This is a genomic window from Nonomuraea sp. NPDC049421, assembly GCF_040677005.1.
Lineage (GTDB): Bacteria > Actinomycetota > Actinomycetes > Streptosporangiales > Streptosporangiaceae > Nonomuraea > Nonomuraea salmonea.
Window position 1 is genome coordinate 120,968 of record NZ_JBFAQA010000010.1, and the last position, 18,584, is coordinate 139,551.

Annotated in this window: 17 protein-coding genes; 4 read left to right on the top strand and 13 right to left on the bottom strand. The window is 70.9% G+C overall.

The genetic code is table 11. The annotated features are described in order from the left end of the window. Window positions 1-87 precede the first annotated feature (87 nt). Window positions 88-429 carry an antibiotic biosynthesis monooxygenase gene (locus AB0K18_RS19065; protein ID WP_364915565.1) on the bottom strand — a complete coding sequence of 114 codons (342 nt, stop codon included), beginning with the start codon at window positions 427-429 and terminating at the stop codon, window positions 88-90. 59 nt (window positions 430-488) lie between these two features. Here AB0K18_RS19065 and AB0K18_RS19070 point away from each other — a divergent pair, with 59 nt between their 5' ends. Beyond that, on the top strand, window positions 489-869 hold the full coding sequence (locus AB0K18_RS19070; RefSeq protein WP_364915568.1) for a DUF6703 family protein: 381 nt from the start codon (window positions 489-491) through the stop codon (window positions 867-869). Here the strand turns inward: AB0K18_RS19070 and AB0K18_RS19075 are convergent. Genes AB0K18_RS19075 through sucC form a run of 6 tightly spaced genes read right to left on the bottom strand, consistent with a single transcriptional unit; the run spans window position 866 to window position 7,816 of the window. Beyond that, entirely contained in the window at window positions 866-2,419 is a 1,554-nt protein-coding gene (locus tag AB0K18_RS19075; RefSeq protein WP_364915570.1) for an aldehyde dehydrogenase family protein, read from the bottom strand. The two genes, AB0K18_RS19070 and AB0K18_RS19075, sit on opposite strands and share 4 nt — an antisense overlap. Before the next feature lie 6 nt (window positions 2,420-2,425). Next, the gene (gene gcl / locus AB0K18_RS19080; protein WP_364915572.1) at window positions 2,426-4,147 is read right to left on the bottom strand and encodes a glyoxylate carboligase; all 1,722 of its coding nucleotides are present in this window, start codon (window positions 4,145-4,147) and stop codon (window positions 2,426-2,428) included. Continuing rightward, window positions 4,144-5,004, bottom strand: a complete 861-nt coding sequence (locus tag AB0K18_RS19085; protein ID WP_364915574.1) for an NAD(P)-dependent oxidoreductase — start codon at window positions 5,002-5,004, stop codon at window positions 4,144-4,146. Before AB0K18_RS19085 ends, gcl begins: the two co-directional genes overlap by 4 nt. After that, a complete protein-coding gene (locus AB0K18_RS19090) occupies window positions 5,001-5,798 on the bottom strand; it encodes a TIM barrel protein (RefSeq protein WP_364915576.1) in 798 nt (265 codons plus the stop codon). The genes AB0K18_RS19085 and AB0K18_RS19090 overlap by 4 nt, the downstream gene beginning before the upstream one ends. Further along, window positions 5,795-6,682 (bottom strand): succinate--CoA ligase subunit alpha, encoded by an 888-nt coding sequence (sucD, locus tag AB0K18_RS19095; RefSeq protein ID WP_364915578.1) that lies wholly within the window; start codon window positions 6,680-6,682, stop codon window positions 5,795-5,797. The genes AB0K18_RS19090 and sucD overlap by 4 nt, the downstream gene beginning before the upstream one ends. Next, a complete protein-coding gene (gene sucC / locus AB0K18_RS19100; RefSeq protein WP_364915580.1) occupies window positions 6,683-7,816 on the bottom strand; it encodes an ADP-forming succinate--CoA ligase subunit beta in 1,134 nt (377 codons plus the stop codon). A gap of 161 nt (window positions 7,817-7,977) precedes the next feature. Here sucC and AB0K18_RS19105 point away from each other — a divergent pair, with 161 nt between their 5' ends. The 3 genes from AB0K18_RS19105 (at window position 7,978) to AB0K18_RS19115 (ending at window position 10,410) form a co-directional block, all read left to right on the top strand. Beyond that, entirely contained in the window at window positions 7,978-9,159 is a 1,182-nt protein-coding gene (locus tag AB0K18_RS19105) for an MFS transporter (protein WP_364915582.1), read from the top strand. A gap of 156 nt (window positions 9,160-9,315) precedes the next feature. Further along, window positions 9,316-10,053 (top strand): GntR family transcriptional regulator, encoded by a 738-nt coding sequence (locus tag AB0K18_RS19110; RefSeq protein ID WP_345409626.1) that lies wholly within the window; start codon window positions 9,316-9,318, stop codon window positions 10,051-10,053. A 180-nt stretch (window positions 10,054-10,233) separates the two neighbouring features. Beyond that, window positions 10,234-10,410 (top strand): hypothetical protein, encoded by a 177-nt coding sequence (locus tag AB0K18_RS19115; RefSeq protein WP_345399337.1) that lies wholly within the window; start codon window positions 10,234-10,236, stop codon window positions 10,408-10,410. A gap of 73 nt (window positions 10,411-10,483) precedes the next feature. Here the strand turns inward: AB0K18_RS19115 and AB0K18_RS19120 are convergent, their stop codons facing one another. The 6 genes from AB0K18_RS19120 to AB0K18_RS19145 all read right to left on the bottom strand — a co-directional run bounded on the left by AB0K18_RS19120 (window position 10,484) and on the right by AB0K18_RS19145 (window position 18,581). Then, a complete protein-coding gene (locus tag AB0K18_RS19120) occupies window positions 10,484-11,488 on the bottom strand; it encodes a TerC family protein (protein ID WP_364915585.1) in 1,005 nt (334 codons plus the stop codon). A gap of 8 nt (window positions 11,489-11,496) precedes the next feature. Further along, a complete protein-coding gene (locus AB0K18_RS19125) occupies window positions 11,497-11,985 on the bottom strand; it encodes a hypothetical protein (protein ID WP_364915587.1) in 489 nt (162 codons plus the stop codon). Then, window positions 11,985-13,475 carry an Nramp family divalent metal transporter gene (locus AB0K18_RS19130; protein WP_364915589.1) on the bottom strand — a complete coding sequence of 497 codons (1,491 nt, stop codon included), beginning with the start codon at window positions 13,473-13,475 and terminating at the stop codon, window positions 11,985-11,987. Before AB0K18_RS19130 ends, AB0K18_RS19125 begins: the two co-directional genes overlap by 1 nt. A gap of 79 nt (window positions 13,476-13,554) precedes the next feature. Then, window positions 13,555-15,669, bottom strand: coding sequence for an acetate--CoA ligase family protein (locus AB0K18_RS19135; protein ID WP_364915591.1), 2,115 nt, complete (start codon window positions 15,667-15,669; stop codon window positions 13,555-13,557). After that, a complete protein-coding gene (frc, locus tag AB0K18_RS19140; protein WP_364915944.1) occupies window positions 15,669-16,892 on the bottom strand; it encodes a formyl-CoA transferase in 1,224 nt (407 codons plus the stop codon). Before frc ends, AB0K18_RS19135 begins: the two co-directional genes overlap by 1 nt. Window positions 16,893-16,907: 15 nt before the next feature. Continuing rightward, window positions 16,908-18,581, bottom strand: coding sequence for a thiamine pyrophosphate-binding protein (locus AB0K18_RS19145; protein ID WP_364915593.1), 1,674 nt, complete (start codon window positions 18,579-18,581; stop codon window positions 16,908-16,910). Between the last annotated feature and the right edge of the window lie 3 nt (window positions 18,582-18,584).

Genomic DNA, 18,584 nt, shown 5'->3' on the forward strand with positions numbered 1-18,584 from the left:
TCTCTTTCCGGCTGGAGGTCGGCGAAAGAAATTTCGATGAGCTCCCAGCTTAGGGCACGGTCGGCCGCCCTCGCGCGCGTCTGATCGCTACGTCCCGTCCGGGGTGTCACGGGCCTCATGAGCGTCGTGTGCGTCATGGGTGTCCTGGGTGTCCTGGGTGTAGACGTCCTCGAACGCGCTGGGTTCGTTGAGCATGAGGATCATCAGCGGATACATCACCATTTTGGCGGCCGACAGCGCCCTGCGGTAGAAGCCGGCGCCCTCCCATTCCGTGACCAGCGCCCACAGGTTGGGCTCGTCGACCGAGCGGGCCAGCCGGCCGCGCTGGTAGCCCGGCTGCTGTGCGAAGGTGTCGAGGATGGTGTGGCCCTGCTTGACGAAGTCCTGCGACTGGGACTCTGGAACGGTGTATCGGATCACGGCGAGCACCCGACCAGCCTAGAGGCGCGGGCCCCACGAGTCGCGCGAACTCCCGTAGGCTTCGCGGCGTGGCCCCTGAGAAGAGGCGCGCGGACAAGCGCGACGACGTCCCCGGCGGCAAGCGCCCGCTCCCGCCGGGCGAGCAGTTCTTCACGCCGGGTGCGACCGGCCTGCGCAAGGCGGTGGAGCGGCGCAGCGCGGTGCCGATGGCCTGGATGTTCACCCAGCTGCCCCGGTGGGTGGCGCCGGCGCTGATGGTGCTCCTGCTGCTGGCCGGCTTCGCGGTGACCAACCCGCTGGGCGGGCTGGCGGTGCTGCCGGTGATCGCGTTCATCGGCTGGCTGGCCTACCTGTCGTGGCCGTCGCTGGGCGCCGGCGGGAAGCTGTTGCGGGTCGCCATGCTGACGTTCCTCGTCCTGCTGACGGCGACCCGCTTCGGCGCGTTCTAGCCCTCCCCTGGCAGCAGCGTGTAGCCGGGGAAGTTGCCGGGCAGGCGCTCGCCGTCCTGGCCGCTCGTGGCGGCGCGGACGAGCAGCTCGCCACCGACGAACGCGCCGCGCCACGACGCGCCGAGCCCGCCGAACAGCTCGTCGCGGTCCCCGCGCGAGCGCGGCCGGTTGTGACCGACCTTGAACGCCCGCACCTCGGGTGCCAGCCGCCGGAACGTCGCCTCCTCCTCGCACGACAGGGTGGCGACCAGGGCGCCGTTGCTGGCGTTCATCGCGGCCAGCAGCTCGGCCTCGGTGTCGACCAGCACCATCGTGTCCACGGGGCCGAACGGCTCGGCGTGGTGCAGCGGTGAGGAGGGCGGCGGGTTGAGCAGCGCCGTCGGCGCAAAATACGCGGAAATATCCTGCCCCGGCAGGAAATGTCCGTCGTCGAGCGATGCCCGGTGGACCGGCACCCCTCCCCTGGCCACCGCCTCGTCCACCTGGTCGGCCAGTTCCTTGGCCTTCGAGGCGTTGATCAGCGGCCCGAAGTCCAGGTTCGGCAGCGGGTCGTCGGCATCGGCCACGGCCAGCGGATGCCCGAAGCGCAGCGACCCCACCGCCTCCAGGTAGGCGGCCAGGAACTCGTGGAAGAGCGAGCGCTGCACGACGAAGCGCGGGTAGGCGGTGCAGCGCTGCTTGCCGTAGTCGAAGGAGGCACGGATCTGCCTCGTGAGCAGGTCCCAGTCGCCGTACTCCCAGACACCCCAGCAGTTGAGCCCCTCCTGCTCCAGCACGTGCCGCCGGCCGAGACCCCTGAGCCCGGCCAGCGAGGTCGCCACCTTCGCCCCGGCGTCCCTGCCGCCCACGAACGACACGCACCCCAGCGACGTCGAGCCGACGAGCACCGGCGACAGCTCCGCCCCTCCCCCGCTGACCAGCGTGAACGGCAGCCCCTCCCGCACGGCCAGCGCGCAGGCCAGGGTGAGGCAGCACAGGCCGCCGTCGGTGGGCGTCTTGGCGATCACCGCGTTGCCGGCCAGCGCCTGCACGAGCATGGCGTGCATGAGCACGCTCATCGGGTAGTTCCAGCTCGCGATGTTGCTGACCGGGCCGGGCAGCGGGGTGCGCCCGTCCACCATGCGGTCGATCTCCTCGACGTACCAGCGCACGCCGTCCAGGCAGCGGTCAACGTCGGCGCAAGCCGTCTTCCACGGCTTGCCGATCTCCCAGACCAGCAGCAGGGCGAGCAGGTCGCGGTGGGCGGCCATCGACTCGACGGCCGCCGACACCATCGCCTTGCGCTCGGCGAGCGGCGTGTGCCGCCAGCGCCGGTGCTCCTCGACCGCGCCCGCCACCGCCCGGCCGGCGCCCGCCCTGTCGAGTCTGGGCAGCCCCGCGATGGCGGTGCCGTCGAGGGGCGAGAAGCCGGGCACCGGCCGCCCGTCGCGGTGCCAGATGCCGCCCCAGTGGTTCAGCACGCGATCGTCGTGGAAGGCCTCGGGGGCGGCGGAGCAGCACCGCTCGTACGCCTCCCGCCACGACGTGCCCGGCTTGAGCCGCATGTCCATCCCTCCCTAGTCCGACCAGTCGGCGGTGATGAGCTCGGGCAGCGGCTCGAACTCCTTGATCGCTTCGAGCGAGGGCCCCATGGCGGCGTTCGCCTCCCGTTCCACCATCACCTCCACCAGCACCGGCAGCCGCTCGCGCGCCGCCTCGGCGCTCGCCCAGGCCAGGGCGTCGCGGATGTCGCCGGGCAGCTCCACGCGGCGCGCCGGGCAGCCGAACGCCTCCATCGCCTTGACATGGTCGATGCCGCCCTCCCCGTAGTGCAGATCGACGGCGTAGTTCATCCCGTACGGCAGCTCCGCCTGCCTGATGAGCCCGAGGTACTCGTTGTTGATCATGACGATGACGAACGGCACCCGGTACTGCGCCGCCACCGCCACCTCCTCCATGAGGAACTGGAAGGAGTAGTCGCCGACCACGGCCACGACCTGCCGTTCGGGATGGGCGAGCTTGACGCCCATGGCGGCGGGCACCTCCCAGCCGAGCGGCCCGGCCTGCCCGCAGACCAGGTAGCGGCGCGGCAGGTACGTCGTCTGGAACTGACCCGACCAGATCTGGTAGAGCCCGATCGCGGTGACGAACGTGGTGTCGCGCGGGAAGTACTCGTTGATCTCCCTGAACACCCTGGGCGGCTTGATCGGCACCTCGTCGAAGTCGTCCCTGCGCGTCAGGGTGCCGCGTAGCTCGCCGACCCTGCGCACCCACGTGGACGGCTCGCGCGGCGCTCCACGGCGGCGCGCCTCGTCGCGTAACGCGGCGAGCACCGGCCTGGCGTGCCCGACGACGCCGAGATCGGGCTCGAAGACCCGGCCGATCTGCAGCGGGTCGATGTCCACGTGCACGAACTTCCGCCCGCGCCGGTAGACGTCGAGGTCGCCGGTGTGCCGGTCGCCGAAGCGGGCGCCGACGGCCAGCACCAGGTCGCTGTCCAGGAACGCGGCGTTGCCCCACCGCGTCTGCGTCTGGATGCCGGCCATCCCGGCGAACAGCGGGTGGTCCTCGGGGAACGCGCCCTTGCCCATGAGCGTCACCTGCACCGGCACCTGGAGGTGCTCGGCCAGCGCGCGCAGCTCGTCGCACGCCTCGGCGATGATCACGCCGCCGCCGGCCAGGATGATCGGCCGCCTGGCCTCCTCGACGAGGTCCATGGCCGCGCGCACGGACTGCGGCAGCGGCTCCGGCACGGGGACGGGCAGCGGCGCGTCCAGCTCGCGGTCGTACAGGCAGGTGCCGCGCTGCACGTCGATCGGCAGGTCGATGAGCACGGGCCCAGGACGTCCCGAGCGGGCGATCCTGAACGCCTCCCTGAACACCCACGGCGCCTGCGCCGGCTCCTTGAGCTGCACCGCCCACTTGGTCACCGGCTTGGCGATCTCCACGATGTCGACCGCCTGGAACGCCTCCTGGTGCAGCTTGGAGCTGACCGCCTGGCCGGTGACGCAGATCAGCGGGATCGAGTCGGCCAGCGCCGTGTAGAGGCCGGTGATCATGTTGGTGCCGGCCGGGCCGGACGTGCCGACGCAGACGCCGACGTTGCCGGTCACCCGCGCCCAGCCGTCGGCCGCGTGGGTGCCGCCCTCCTCGTGCCGTACGGTGACGTGCCGGATCGAGCTGTGCTGCAGCGCGGCGTACAGCGGCAGGATGGCCGCGCCAGGAATGCCGAAGACCGTGTCCACGCCCTCCGACTCCAGCACCGCGACCACGGCCTCCATGCAGGGCATTCGCTTCATGCGTTCAGCCTTTCGATCACCTTGAGCAGGGCGGAGTGGTCGAGCGAGCCGTGCCCCTGGGCCCTGGCCGCCGCGACGAGCTGGGCGACCTGCCCGGTGAGCGGCAGGCTGACCCCGGCGGTACGGGCCGCGGCGAGGGCGATGCCCATGTCCTTGTGGTGCAGGTCGATGCGGAAGCCGGGGGCGAACTCGCGCTTGACCATGGTGTGCCGCTTGAGGTCGAGGATCCGCGAGCCGGCCAGGCCGCCCGCGAGCACGTCGAGCCCGGCCGCCGGATCGACGCCCGACGCCTCCAGCAGCACGATCGCCTCGGCCACGAGGCCGTAGATGCCGCCCACGACGAGCTGGTTGGCCGCCTTGACGGTCTGTCCCGCCCCTGCCGGGCCCACGTGCACGATGGTCGTGCCGAGGCGCTCCAGGACCGGTCTGGCCGCCTCCACGTCCTCGGGGGCGCCGCCGACCATGATCGACAGGGTGCCGTCCACGGCGCCGCGCTCGCCGCCGCTGACGGGGGCGTCCACCGCCCGTACGCCGACGGCCGCCGCCTTCCTCGCCACCTCGCGGGAGGTCTCGGGCTTGATCGTGCTCATGTCGACGTAGAGCAGGTTCGGTTTGCCGTACTCGATGACGAGCGGCGCGACCTCCTCCACCTGCGGCGAGTCGGGCAGCATGGTGACCACGACGTCGGCGCCCGCCACCGCGTCCACCACGCCCGTCGCGCCCTTGCCGCCCAGCTCGGCCAGCCGCCGCATCCGCTCGGCGCTGACGTCGTAGCCGGTCACCGCGAATCCGGCCTTGAGGAGGTTGGCCGCCATCGGGCTGCCCATGATCCCCAGGCCGATGAAGCCGATGTTCAAGCTCGCCTCCAGTCGAACGCGCCCGGCCCCTCGTGCCGGTGCTCGTGCCGGTACTCCAGGCCGACGTGCCCGCGGTAGCCCGCCGCCGCCAGCCACGCGAAGATCTCCCCGTACGGCATCCGCCCGCTGCCCGGCGCTCCCCTGCCGGGGTCGTCGGCGATCTGCACGTGCCCGAACCGGTCCGCGTGCCGGTCGATGAGCGCGAGCACGTCCTCGCCCATCCTGTGCAGGTGGTAGAGGTCGGCGAGGAAGGCCACGTTCGCCCGGTCCACCTGCTCGATGAGCTCGAAGGCGGCCTGTGACGAGGTGATCGGGTAGCGCGGGTTCTCGTGGCCGTTGAGGGCTTCGACGACGACGGTCGCGCCGATCCCGGCCGCCGCGTCGGCCGCCCTGCGCAGGTTGACCACGGCCAGGTCCCGGTCGGTGCCTGGGCCGTTGCCGTACAACGCGTTGAGGACCGTGCAGCCCAGCTCGCCGGCCAGGCGGACGGCGGCGTCGATGTTCGCCTGGAAGCGGGCCGAGCCGTCCGGCCTGGCCAGCAGCCCGCGCTCGCCCACCGCCATGTCACCGGCGTCGAAGTTGAGTCCCACCAGGCGCACGCCCGCGTCCTCGACGGCCTGCCGCAGCGCGGCCAGCTCGGCCCCGCTCGGGTCGGGCCCGTCGAACGGCCACCACAGCTCGATCGCGTCGAACCCGGCCTTGGCCGCCGCGGCCGGGCGCTCCAGCAGCGGCAGGTCGGTGAACAGGATCGACAGGTTGACGTCGAAGACCAGGCCATCGGGTACGCGGGTCACGAGGCGGCCGCCCTGGACAGGGCCGAGCGCAGCAGCCGGGCGGTCTCCGACGGCGTCTTCCCCACCCGGACGCCGACCGCCTCCAGCGCCTCCTTCTTGGCCTGCGCCGTCCCCGACGACCCGGACACGATCGCGCCCGCGTGCCCCATCGTCTTGCCCTCCGGCGCGGTGAACCCGGCCACGTAGGCGACGACGGGCTTGGTGACGTTGGCGGCGATGTAGGCGGCGGCCCGCTCCTCGGCGTCGCCGCCGATCTCACCGATCATGACGATGGCGTCGGTGCCCGGGTCGTCCTGGAACGCCTGGAGGCAGTCGATGTGCGTGGTGCCGACGATCGGGTCGCCGCCGATGCCGACGGCGGTGGAGAAGCCGAGGTCGCGCAGCTCGTACATGAGCTGGTAGGTCAGCGTGCCCGACTTGGAGACCAGCCCGATGCGGCCGGATGAGGTGATGTCGGCGGGGATGATCCCGGCCGACGACTGCCCGGGGCTGATGAGCCCGGGGCAGTTGGGCCCGATGATCCTGGTACGCCCGCGCGCCAGCGCACGGAACCGGACCGCGTCGTGCACCGGCACGCCCTCGGTGATGACCACGCAGAGCGGCACGCCCGCCTCGACCGCCTCCTCCACGGCGCCGGCCGTGAAGCGCGGCGGCACGAAGACGACCGACACGTCCGCCCCGGTCCCGGCGACGGCCTCGGCCACCGAGCCGAACACCGGCACCGTCCGCTCGCCGAAGTCCACCGCGCTGCCGCCCTTGCCCGGGGTCACGCCGGCCACCACGTCGGTCCCCGCGGCGAGCATGCGGGCCGTGTGCCTGCGGCCCTCCGCGCCGGTCATGCCCTGCACGAGCACCCGGCTGTCCTTGGTCAGAAAGATCGCCATTTACGCACCTGCCGCGAGTCTGGCCGCCATCTCGGCGGCGCCGTCCATGGTGGAGACCTGGCGGACCGCCGGGTGCCGGGCATCGCTGAGTATGCGCCGGCCCACCTCGGCGTTGTTGCCGTCCAGCCGTACGACGATGGGCCTGCCCTGGCCGCGCTCGCCGAGGAGTTCGAGTGCGGTGACGATGCCGTTGGCCACCGCGTCGCAGGCCGTGATGCCGCCGAAGACGTTGACCAGCACCGACCGTACGTCGGGGTCGGCCAGGATGATCTCCAGCCCGTCGGCCATGACCTGGGCGGAGGCGCCGCCGCCGATGTCGAGGAAGTTGGCCGGGTCCGCGCCCGCGCCCGCCACCACGTCGAGGGTGCTCATGACGAGCCCCGCGCCGTTGCCGATCACGCCGACCGTGCCGTCCAGCTTCACGTAGTTGAGCCCCTTGGCCCTGGCGCGGGCCTCCAGGCTGTCGGACTGCTCGGCGTACCGCTCCCCGTCGTGCCGGAAGGCGGCGTTGTCGTCGAGCGTGACCTTGCCGTCGAGCGCCATGACGCGCTGGTCGGTGGTGCAGATCAGCGGGTTCACCTCGACGAGCAGGGCGTCCTCCGCGACCAGCACGTGCCACAGCCGCTCCAGCACCTCTGCGGTCTGCTCGGGCAGGCCCGCCTTGGCCGCCAGTTGCCGCGCGGTGTCGGCGTCCACCCCTGTCGCCGGGTCGATCGGCAGTTTCACGATGGCGTCGGGGTCGCGGGCCGCCAGTTCCTCGATCTCCATGCCGCCCTGCGCCGACACCATGGCCAGGAACGCCCCTTCGGCACGGTCCACCAGGAAGGCCGCGTAATACTCCTCGAACGGCACGGTCGCGGCCTCCACCAGCACCCGGTGCGCCGTGTGTCCCTTGATGTCCATGCCGATCACGCGCTCGGCCTCCGCCTGGGCCGCGGCCGGCCCCGCCGCCGGTCTGATGCCGCCCGCCTTGCCGCGTCCACCGGTCTTCACCTGGGCCTTGATGACAACGGGCGTGTCCAGCTCGGCCGCGATCGCGCGGGCCTCGGCCGGGGTGGCCGCGACCCGGCCCGCGGGGACCGGGATCCCGTGCCGCCCGAAGAGCTCCTTCGCCTGGTACTCGTACAGGTCCATTCGAGCCTCCTTTGTAGACGGTATACCGTATGGAGTATTCCTCGTCTAGGGTCTCGACAGGCACCTGTCTTCTGGATATTCCATACAGTATGGAGAATGCAATTAAGGACTGGCGAGGGCGTTCGTACCTCCCCGGGCCCGTCCCAGCAGACCGCGTCCGCATGTTCCGGCTGGCCCTGGCCTCGATGGCGGTGATCAGCCCGCTCCAGTACGGCTACGCCGCCCTGCACACGGGTCAGGCGGGCGGCCTGACGCTGCTCGCCGTCTGGATCGCCTGCCAGGCCGCGGGCGCGCTGCCCGCGCTGCACCTCGTACGCCGCCGGCGCCTCGGCGTGCGGACCTGCCTGGCGGCCGGAGCCGCGCTCACCGGCCTCGGCCTGGCCACCGCCGGGCTCACGTCAGGCATGTCCCCCGCCGCGCTCGCCGGGTACGCCGTCCTCGGCGGCCTCGGCGCGGGCCTGGTGTACGGGGTCTGCGGCGAGGTCGTCTCCTCCTGGTACCCCGAGCGCCCCGCCACCCGCGTCGGCCTCATCACCGGCGCCTTCGGCTACGGCGCCGTGCCCCTGCTGCTGTGGGCCGGCCTGTTCCCCGCCGCGACAGGCCCGGCGTTCCTCGTCATGGCCGCGGTCGCGACGGCCGTGCTGGCCACCGCCGCCCGGCACCTGCGACTGCCCCCCGCGCTGTGGTGGCCGCTGGACGTGGACCCGCGCAGCCACGCGCTCGACGCGGCCCGCCTGCGCACGGCGCCCGAGGCGGTCAAGCAGTTCGGCATCGCGCAGGCGCTGCGCACCCGCACGCTGCCGGCGCTCGCGCTGATGCTGGTCTGCGCGGGCGCGGTGTCGGTGCTCGACGTGATCGTGGTCGCGGGCACCGGCGCGTGGGGCGCGGTGGCCCTGCTCGTCGCGCTGAACGGGGCGGGCAGGTCGGCCGCCATGCGCGCGTCGGAGCTGTACGGCCGCCGGCGGGTGCTGGCCGCCGTGTTCGGCGCGCTCGCGCTCGGCCAGATGCTGCTGGCGGTCGCCGTGCAGAACGCCCACGAGCGGCCCGGCGGCACGCTGCTGCTGTGGCTCGGCGCGGTCGCGGCGGGGCTCGGCGGCGGCGCGTTCTACCCGCTGCTGGCCAGCCTCGTCCGCGAGCTGTTCGGCGCCGAGCGGGCCACCGAGATCCACGCCGTGGTCTACAGCGCCAAGGCCGTGGCCGGCGCGGTGGCGGCCGGGCTGGCGTTCGTCGCGCTGAGCGCCCCCGGCGCCGCGCTGCTGGCCGCCGCCGCCCTGGCGGCGCTGCCCGCGCTGGCGACCCCCCGTCTGCGCATCCCCGGACTGCCCGCCACCATCCCCCTGTGACCGTCCCCTGTCGGTCCCACTGTCCGTCCCCCCGTCCGTCCCCCTGCCCGTCCCACTGTGACGCACTGTGATGAGACTCACGGACGGGCGGAACCCTAGGACGGTATGCTGTAGGCAGTCGACCAAAAACCGAAATTCAGCCCTGGAGACGTGACCATGTTGCTGTCGGATCAGGCCGGTCAGACGGCGGCCCCCAAGATCCCCCGTCCCGCGACGCTCCGCGAGAGCGTCATCGAGGCTATCCAAGAGCTCATCGTCTCCGGGCAGCTCAAGCCGGGCCAGCACCTCGTCGAGAGCGAGCTGGCCGAACTGCTCGGCGTCTCCAGGCAGCCGGTTCGCGAGGCGTTGCAGCAGCTCAGCGGTGAGGGCTGGGTCGATCTCTTTCCCGGCCAGGGAGCGTTCGTGCACGTCCCGACCGTGGAGGAGGCCGACCAGCTGCTCGCCGTGCGCACGCTGCTGGAGACCGAGTCCGCGCGCCTGGCCGCCAAGCAGGCCGGCGAGGAGGGCGTCAAGCGGCTGCGCGCCCTGTGCGCCCGCGGCATCGCCGCGGTGCAGTCCGACGACGTCGACGGCGCCGTGGCCACCAACTCCGAGCTGCACGCGCTGGTGACCGACCTGTCGGGCAACAAGGTGCTCGCCGAGCTGGCCGCCCAGGTGGCCAGGCGGGTGCGGTGGTACCACACGCCGGTCGCCCGCCAGCGCGGCATGGCCTCGTGGGACGAGCACGCCGCCCTCATCGACGCCATCGAGGCCGGCGACGAGCGGCGCGCGGCCAAGATCATGCGCGAGCACACCGAGCACACCCGCGCCTCCTACATGGAGCAGCGCGAGAACGAGCCGGCCGAGCCCGCGCCCAAGCCGGTACGCCGCCGCCGCACCCGCCAGGCCGGCTGACCGGCCCCCTCACCGGCACGCCGGCCGATCCCCTCCGGGGTCGGCCGGGCGGCCGAGTCATGCCGTCACGTCCTCCTGCCTGCGCGAACGGCCAGGGTTGACGTGACGTTCACACAAGCCCACATGCTCCGAAACACCTCGGGTAGAGGATGGAGCCACACCGAACGGAGGTGCACGACCATGAAAGCGTTCTTCCGCTTTCTCCTTGGTGATCCGCTGGGCCAGGCGGCGGACGGACGAGCCATCGGCGTCGGCCTGAGCGCGGCGCTGAAGAAGCACTACTCCGCGGACGACGCCGACCGCCACCTGCGCGAGTGGAGCAAGGACATCGACGTCCGCAAAAGTCCCCGCCCGTAAGCAGGACGCACCGCGGCCAGACCCGCGACAGGGGGGCGGCCACCCTCGAACAGCAGCCTCCGCCCCCGCGCGTTCAGCGCTCCGCCGCCGGCTCCGGCTCCCCCTCCTTCTCAGCGGCCTTCTCGGTGCCTTCTCCAGTGGCCTGCTCCGCCTTGGCGTCGCGTGCCGACTTGATCAGGCTGAGCACCGTCGTCACGGCGAGCGTGCCGACGATGACCCCGAGAGACACCAGGATCGGGATCTCCGGCGCCCACGACACGCCGTCGTGGTGCAGCGCCTCGAGAATCAGCTTGACGCCGATGAAGGCCAGCACCACCGACAGGCCCTTGCTGAGGTAGACCAGCCGGTCCAGCAGCCCGCCGATCAGGAAGAACAGCTGGCGCAGCCCCATGAGGGCGAAGGCGTTGGCGGTGAAGACCAGGTAGGGCTCCTTCGTCAGCCCGAAGATGGCCGGGATGGAGTCCAGCGCGAACAGCAGGTCGGTGGTCCCGATGGCGACCATCACGATCAGCATCGGGGTGACCATCCTGCGGCCGTGGTGCACGGTCAGTCGGGCGCCGTGGTAGGTGTCCGTGGTCGGGAGCACCCGGCGTACCGTGCGCAGCGCGATGTTCTCGGAGAACTCCGCGTCGTCCTCCTCGTGCCCGATGAGCTTCCACGCGGTGTAGACGAGGAAGGCGCCGAAGACGTAGAAGAGCCAGTCGAAGCGCGCCACCGCCTCCGCGCCGGCCGCGATGAAGCCGCCCCGCAGGAGCAGCGCCAGCACGATGCCGATGAGCAGCACCTTCTGGCGGTACTCCCGCGGCACCCGGAACCTGCTCATGATCAGCAGGAAGACGAAGAGGTTGTCCACGCTGAGCGAGTACTCGGTGATCCACCCGGCGAAGAACTCCCCGCCGTGCGCCGGGCCCGACAGCACGAGCAGGCCCACCCCGAAGGCCACCGCCAGGCAGACGTAGAGGCTCACCCAGCCCACGCACTCCTTGAACGAGGGCTCGTGGGGGTTGCGGGCGACGAGGTAGAAGTCGACAGCGAGCACGACACAGAAGCCGCCTATCGTGGCCAACCAGATCCACATGGGCAGATTCACCTACGTGCTCCCTTCCTCGCCTGCATCATCTGGGCGTAGCGGACGTACTGCTCCAGCAGCTCACTGGCGACGGGGTTGCCGCCGGCCACCCTCATCAGCCAGTGCGGCATGAGCCGCTCGTGCATCCACAGGAACCCGATGGCGAAGCCAAGGCTGATCATCGCCTGGTACGCCAGGAACAGCGGCACCCCGTCGGCCATGCCGATCCCGGCCACACTCTCCTGAAGCAGCCGCGAGAGGGGGAAGGCCGCCATCCAGTAGAGGCCGACGGGCCCGAACGTGCCCGGCCGGAACACGCCGTGGCCGAGGAGCACGCCGTACATGCCGCCGAAGAGGGCGAGCGGTGCGGCGAGCGCCAGGGCCGACAGCGCGGCCATCCCGATGGGCTGCCCCGCGAGCAGGGTCAGCCCACCGGCCATGGCACCGGCGACGGCTCCGATCGACGCCCCTGGCAGGGCGAGTTCGAAACTGTGCCGTCCGATCATCAGCCCACGACCACGCCGTAGGCGACCAGGCTGTAGAAGAGCATGCCCAGGTAGAACACCGCGCCGAAGCCGATGATGGCGTTCGACCACCACTTGGGCCTGATCGGTTTGGGCAGCATGCGGTTGTTCACCAGGAGCAGGGTCACGCAGTACGCGCCCATGGCGAACGTGGACAGGAACGCCAGCGTGTCCAGGATCCCACTGGGACCGTCGGCCGGGCCGAACAGCAGGATCAGGATGCCGAAGAGGATCACGCCCCAGAGGAAGATGCCGTACAGGCGGGACATGCCCACCTTCTTCGCGCCGGGGATGAAGTTGTAGGTCATGTCAGCCTGGCCGCGCGAGAACGAGTCGAACAGGCCCAGCGTCGCGTTGAGGCCGATCAGGGCGATGAACCCGAGGAACACGACCCCGAGCACCGAACTGCCCGCCGAGGAGACGGCGTTCGACATCGCGGTCAGCGCCACCTCCCGGTCGTCGCCCTGAATCGCCGTACGCACGGCGGGGTCGATCCGCACCGCGGCCTGGGCGATCACCGTGAAGGAGATGGTGACCAGCATGGTGATGCCCCAGAAGAGCAGCAGCGCGTCGAAGGTGACCCAGCGCCGCCAGCCCTTCCACTTGGCCATCTCGGCCGGGTCGGAGGTGTCGAACATGTACCCGCGGGTCGGCCGCTCCTCCTCGGAGGAGGCGTGCCGCAGCCCGACCACCTTCGGCTGGTGCACGCCCATGCCGGCGCCGGAGTCACGCAGGTGCAGCGTGTACCACATCTGCTGCATGCCCGACGGACCGGCGAAGGCGCAGGCGCCGACGATGACGGGGAACCAGGCGGCCGTCATGGCCTCCGCCGGCAGGTAGCCGAAGGAGAACATGCCGCTGATGGTGGTGACCACGTCACCCCAGGAGCCGACCATGGCGGCGACCACGGCGGTGCCGAGCACGAGCGCCCCGATGAGCAGGGAGAGCACGTTCTCCAGCAGGTTGTAGATCACCTTGGCCAGGGTGAAGACCACGCCGACGAGGATCAACCCGGCGATCGCGGTCACCATCCAGGGTATTCCGGTGATCTCCTCGAACGCCGCCGCGCCCGCGGACAGGTGGCCGGGCCAGATGTAGACGGCGATCGCCACCACGAAGAAGAACCACATCAGCGGCTTGAACACCCTGGCCGCGCCGGAGAAGATGCTCTCCCCCGTGGCCATGGCGTAGCGGGCCATCTCCAGCATCACCACGGCCTGCAGGGTGACGCCGATCAGGAACAGCCACCTGATCTCGGGCCCGAACAGCAGCACCAGCCGGGGCCACATGTACGACTCGCCCATGCCCACGCCGAGCGCGACGAGGAACACCGTCGGCCCGATGAGGTGCACCGAGGGAGGCGCGTCGGGGAGCTTCCTGATGGGCATCGGCTCAAGCCGGCCCGCTTTCCATACTCGATCGTCCTCGACCGGCGGCGTGGCCGTCGCCGGTGGTGTGTTCGATGTGTCCACCTACGGACCTCCTGGGGGGTTGTTGCCTTCCTCTGCGCCCCGAATTGCCCCCTCGCCTGGTGCTGCTGTGGCTCGGCTCTTAGCCCAGCAGCCCGGCCGCCCTGGCCCAGCGGTACTTCGCACCGAGGACCGCCACGGGCTTTTCCGTCGTGTACGGGTACGCGACCACGCCGTGCTCGAACAGGTACTCGCTGGCCTCCTCAACCTCGGTGTCGCCGGCCAGTGACGCCACGACCGGCTTGGTGTTGCCCTTCGCCCGCTCCTCGGCCACCACACGGGCGATGAGCTCGGCGAAGACCATCGGCGGCGTCACGATCGTGTGCCAGTAGCCGAGGACCAGCGCGTGGATGCGCTCGTCGCTCAGGCCGAGGCGGACCGTGTTCTCGTAGGTCGAGGGTGGTTCGCCGCCGGTGATGTCGATGGGGTTGCCCGCCGCTCCGAAGGGCGGGATGTAGGCGCGGAACGCCGCGTCCAGGTCGTCGGGGATGTCCATGAGGGTCAGCCCGGCGTCCACGATGGCGTCGGACAGCAGGACGCCGGAGCCGCCCGCGCCGGTGATGATGACGACGTTCTCGCCCTTGGGGGCGGGCAGGACGGGCAGCGCGCGGGCGTACTCCAGCATGTCGTTCAGCCCGGGGGCGCGCACCACGCCGGCCTGGCGCAGGATGTCGTCGTAGACCTTGTCGTCGCCGGCCAGCGCGCCGGTGTGGGAGCCGGCGGCCCGCGCGCCCATGGCGGTGCGCCCGGCCTTGAGCACGATGACCGGCTTCTCCTTGACCACGCGGCGGGCGGCGTCGACGAAGCCGCGCCCGTCCTTGAGGTCTTCGAGGTGCATGGCGACGGCCTTGGTGTTGTCGTCCTGCTCGAAGAAGGTCAGCAGGTCGTCCTCGTCCACGTCGGCCTTGTTGCCGACGCCGACGATGGCGGACACGCCCATCTTGGTGGTGCGGCTGAAGCCCAGGATGGCCATGCCGATGCCGCCGCTCTGCGAGGTCAGCGCCACGCTGCCGCGCACGTCGTACGGCGTGCAGAAGGTCGCGCAGAGGTTCTCCGGCGTGTAGTAGTAGCCGTAGATGTTGGGGCCGAGCATGCGCACGCCGTGCCTGCGGGCGATCTCGACGATCTCCTTCTGGCCCTCCACGTTGCCGGTCTCGGCGAACCCGGAGGGGATCATCACCGCGCCGGCCACGCCCTTCGCGCCGACCTCCTCCAGCGCCGGCGCCACGAACTTGGCCGGGATGGCGAAGACGGCCACGTCCACCTCGCCCGGCACGTCGCCGACGCTCTTGTACGCCTTGAGCCCCATGATCTCGTCGGCCTTGGGGTTGATCGGGTAGATCTGCCCCTGGTAGCCGCCGTTGATGAGGTTGCGCATGACCGAGTTGCCGATCTTGCCGGTCTCGGCGGAGGCGCCGATGACGGCGACCGAGCGCGGCTTGAAGATGCGGTTCATCTGCCGCAGGATCTCCTCGCGCGGCAGCCGCGCCACCTCGGGGGCGGGCCGGCCGATGATGATCCGCACGTCGGCGGCCACGGCGCCGTTCGCGTCGGCGAAGACGGGGTTGAGGTCCACCTCGACGATCTCGGGGATGTCGGTGACCAGCCGGCCGACTCGTTCGATGAGCGCCGCCAGAGCCTGGCGGTTCGCGGGCTCCGCGCCGCGGGCGCCCTTGAGCACGTCCGCCGCTCTGATGTCGTCCAGCATCTTCAGCGCATCATCACCCGAAACCGGGGCAAGCCGGAAGGTCACGTCCTTAAGTACTTCGACCAGCACGCCGCCGAGGCCGAAGGCCACGACCTTGCCGAAGGTGGGGTCGGTGACCGCGCCGACGATGACCTCGTGGCCGCCGCCCACGAGCTGCTGCACCTGGATGCCGTCGATCGTGGCGTCCGGGTCGTACGCGCGGGCGTTGGCCAGGATCGTGGCGTAGCCCTCGCGTACCTCGTCGGCGTTCTTCAGGCCGACCAGCACGCCGCCGGCGTCGGTCTTGTGCAGGATGTCGGGCGAGACGATCTTCAGCACGACCGGGAACCCGATCTCCCCGGCCAGCCGGGCGGCCTCGTCGGCCGAGGTCGCGAGGCCCTCGCCGGGGGTGGCGATGCCGTACGCCTGGCACAGCTCGCGGCCCTCAGGAGCCGTCAGAGCCGTACGCCCCTCGGCCAGCGCCTTGTCGATGACGTCCCTGGCAGGCACTAGATGACTCCGTTCGTCTTGAGTTCGGCCAGTTCCTCGGCGCTCACGCCGATCTGGCGGTAGATCTCCTGGTTGTGCTCGCCGAGCAGCGGCGGCGTGCGGACGTCCACCGGCGAGTCGGACAGCTGCAGCGGGCTGCCCACCGTCACGAACTCGCCGCGCTCCGGATGGTCGACGGTGACGACGATGCCCTCCTCGCGCAGGCTCTGGTCCTCCACCAGCTCCCTGGTGGACAGGATCGGCCCGCACGGGATGTTCTCGGCGTTGAGCCGGTCGAGCACCGTCCACTTGTCGTGGCGGATCGTCCACTCCTCGATGAGCTGGAACATCTTGTCCAGCTTCGGCAGCCGGGCGTCCGGCGTCGCCCACTCGGGGTCGTCGGCCAGCTCGGGACGGCCGATGATGCCGGTGATCGGCTTCCAGCCGACCGGCTGGACGATGACGTAGATGTAGTCGTTCGGCCCGCCGGGCGCGCAGCGCACCGCCCAGCCGGGCTGGCCGCCGCCGCTGGCGTTGCCCGAGCGCGGCACCTCGTCGCCGAACGTCTTGTTCGGGTACTCGCGCAGCGGCCCGTGCGCCAGGCGCTGCTGGTCGCGCAGCTTCACGCGGCACAGGTTCAGCACGGCGTGCTGCATGGCCACTTGTACGCGCTGACCGCGGCCGGTCTGGGTGCGCTGGTAGAGGGCGGCCAGGATGCCGGCCACCGCGTGGATGCCGGTGCCCGAGTCGCCGATCTGGGCGCCGGTGGCCAGCGGCGGGCCCTCCTCGAAGCCCGTCGTGCTCATCGAGCCGCCCATCGCCTGGGCGATCACCTCGTACGCCTTGAACTTGGCGTACCTGCCCTGGCCGAAGCCCTTGATCGAGGCGTAGATGAGGCGGGGGTTGAGCTCCTGCAGGCGCTCCCAGGAGAAGCCCATGCGGTCCACCGCTCCAGGACCGAAGTTCTCCACCAGGATGTCGGCGCTCTTCACCAGCTCGGTGAAGATCTCCTTGCCGCGCTCGCTCTTCATGTTGAGGGTGATGCTGCGCTTGTTGCAGTTGAGCATCGTGAAGTACAGGCTGTCGACGCCGGGCACGTCGCGGAGCTGCTGCCGGGTGATGTCACCGGTCGGGGCCTCCAGCTTGACCACGTCGGCCCCGAGCCACGCGAGCAGCTGGGTGGCCGACGGGCCGGACTGGACATGGGTCATGTCGAGGACGCGGACACCTTCGAGAGCCTTCATCTGCACCGTTTTCCCCTACTTGTACATGGTCTGGTTCATGGTTCCGGGGGCGTACACCTCTGGGTCGACCCAGACGTTGATCAGCGAGGGCTTGCCGGACTCGCGGGCCCGCTCCAGCGCCGGCCGGATCTCGGCGGGGTCGCGGACCTCCTCGCCGTAGCCGCCGAGCAGCTTGGCGAACTCGCCGTAGCGGATGTCGCCGAGGGTGTTGCCGATGCGGGCGCGGTCCTGGCCGTACTTGGCGGCCTGGCCGTACCTGATCTGGTTCATCGAGGAGTTGTTGCCGATGACGCCGATGAACGGCAGGTCGAAGCGGACCATGGTCTCGAAGTCCCAGCCGGTGAGGCTGAAGGCGCCGTCGCCGAACAGGCACAGCACCTCCTTGTCGCGGCGGGCCTGCTTGGCGGCCATCGCGAAGGCCATGCCGACGCCGAGCGTGCCGAGCGGGCCTGGGTCCATCCAGTGGCCCGGCGACTTCGGCTGCACGACCTGGCCGGAGAAGGTGACGATGTCGCCGCCGTCACCGATGTAGATCGAGTCCTCGGTGAGGAACTCGTTGATCTCGTGGACCAGGCGGTAGGGGTCGATCGGCTGGGCGCCGGACAGCTGGCGGGGCAGCCGCTTCTCGTACGCCTGGGTCTCGACGTTGCGCAGCTCGTCCAGCCACTCCTTGCGGCGGGCCGCGCTGTTCTCCACCCGGCCGCTCGCGGCCTGCGCCACCGCGGACAGGACGAGCCCGGCGTCGCCGACGATGCCGAGGTCGATGTCGCGGTTCTTGCCGACCGTGCGGTAGTCGAGGTCGATCTGCACGACCTTGGCCGTCGGCGACAGGCGCTTGCCGTAGCCCATCCGGAAGTCGAACGGGGTGCCGACGATGATGATCAGGTCGGCCTCGGTGAAGGCGTAGCGGCGGCTGAGCTGGAAGTGGTGCGGGTCGCCGGGCGGCAGCGTGCCGCGGCCCGAGCCGTTCATGTAGGCGGGGACGTTCAGCGTCCGGACGAAGTCGATGGCCGCGTCGGTGGCCCGGCAGGTCCAGACCTGGCTGCCGAGCAGGATGGCCGGCTTCTCGGCGTGCGCCAGCATGTCGGCGAGCTGCTCGATGGCCTCGGGGTCGCCCTGCTGCCGGGTGCTGGCCCGGTAGTGGCCGGCCTTGGGGATGCGCGCCTTCTCGACCGGCACCTTCGCGTCGAGCACGTCGCGCGGGATCTCCAGGAACGACGGCCCCGGAGCGCCGTGGTAGCACTCGCGGAAGGCCATGGAGACGATGTCGGCCACCCGCTCGGTGCTCGGCACCGTGGCCGCGAACTTGGTGATCGGGGTCATCATGTCGACGTGCGGGAGGTCCTGCAAGGATCCCATCTTGTGCTGGCTCAGCGCACCCTGGCCGCCGATGAGCAACATCGGGCTCTCCGCGCGGAAGGCGTTGGCCACGCCGGTCACCGCGTCGGTCGTGCCCGGCCCCGCGGTGACGACCGCGCAACCCGGCTTGCCGGTGATGCGGGCGTAACCGTCGGCGGCGTGCGCGGCCACCTGCTCGTGGCGTACGTCGATGACCTCGATGCCCTCATCGACGCAGCCGTCGTAGATATCGATGATGTGGCCGCCGCAGAGCGTGTAGATCACGTCCACGCCTTCGGCTTTGAGTGCCTTGGCTACGAGATGACCACCGGAGATCGTTTCCGACATCATGCA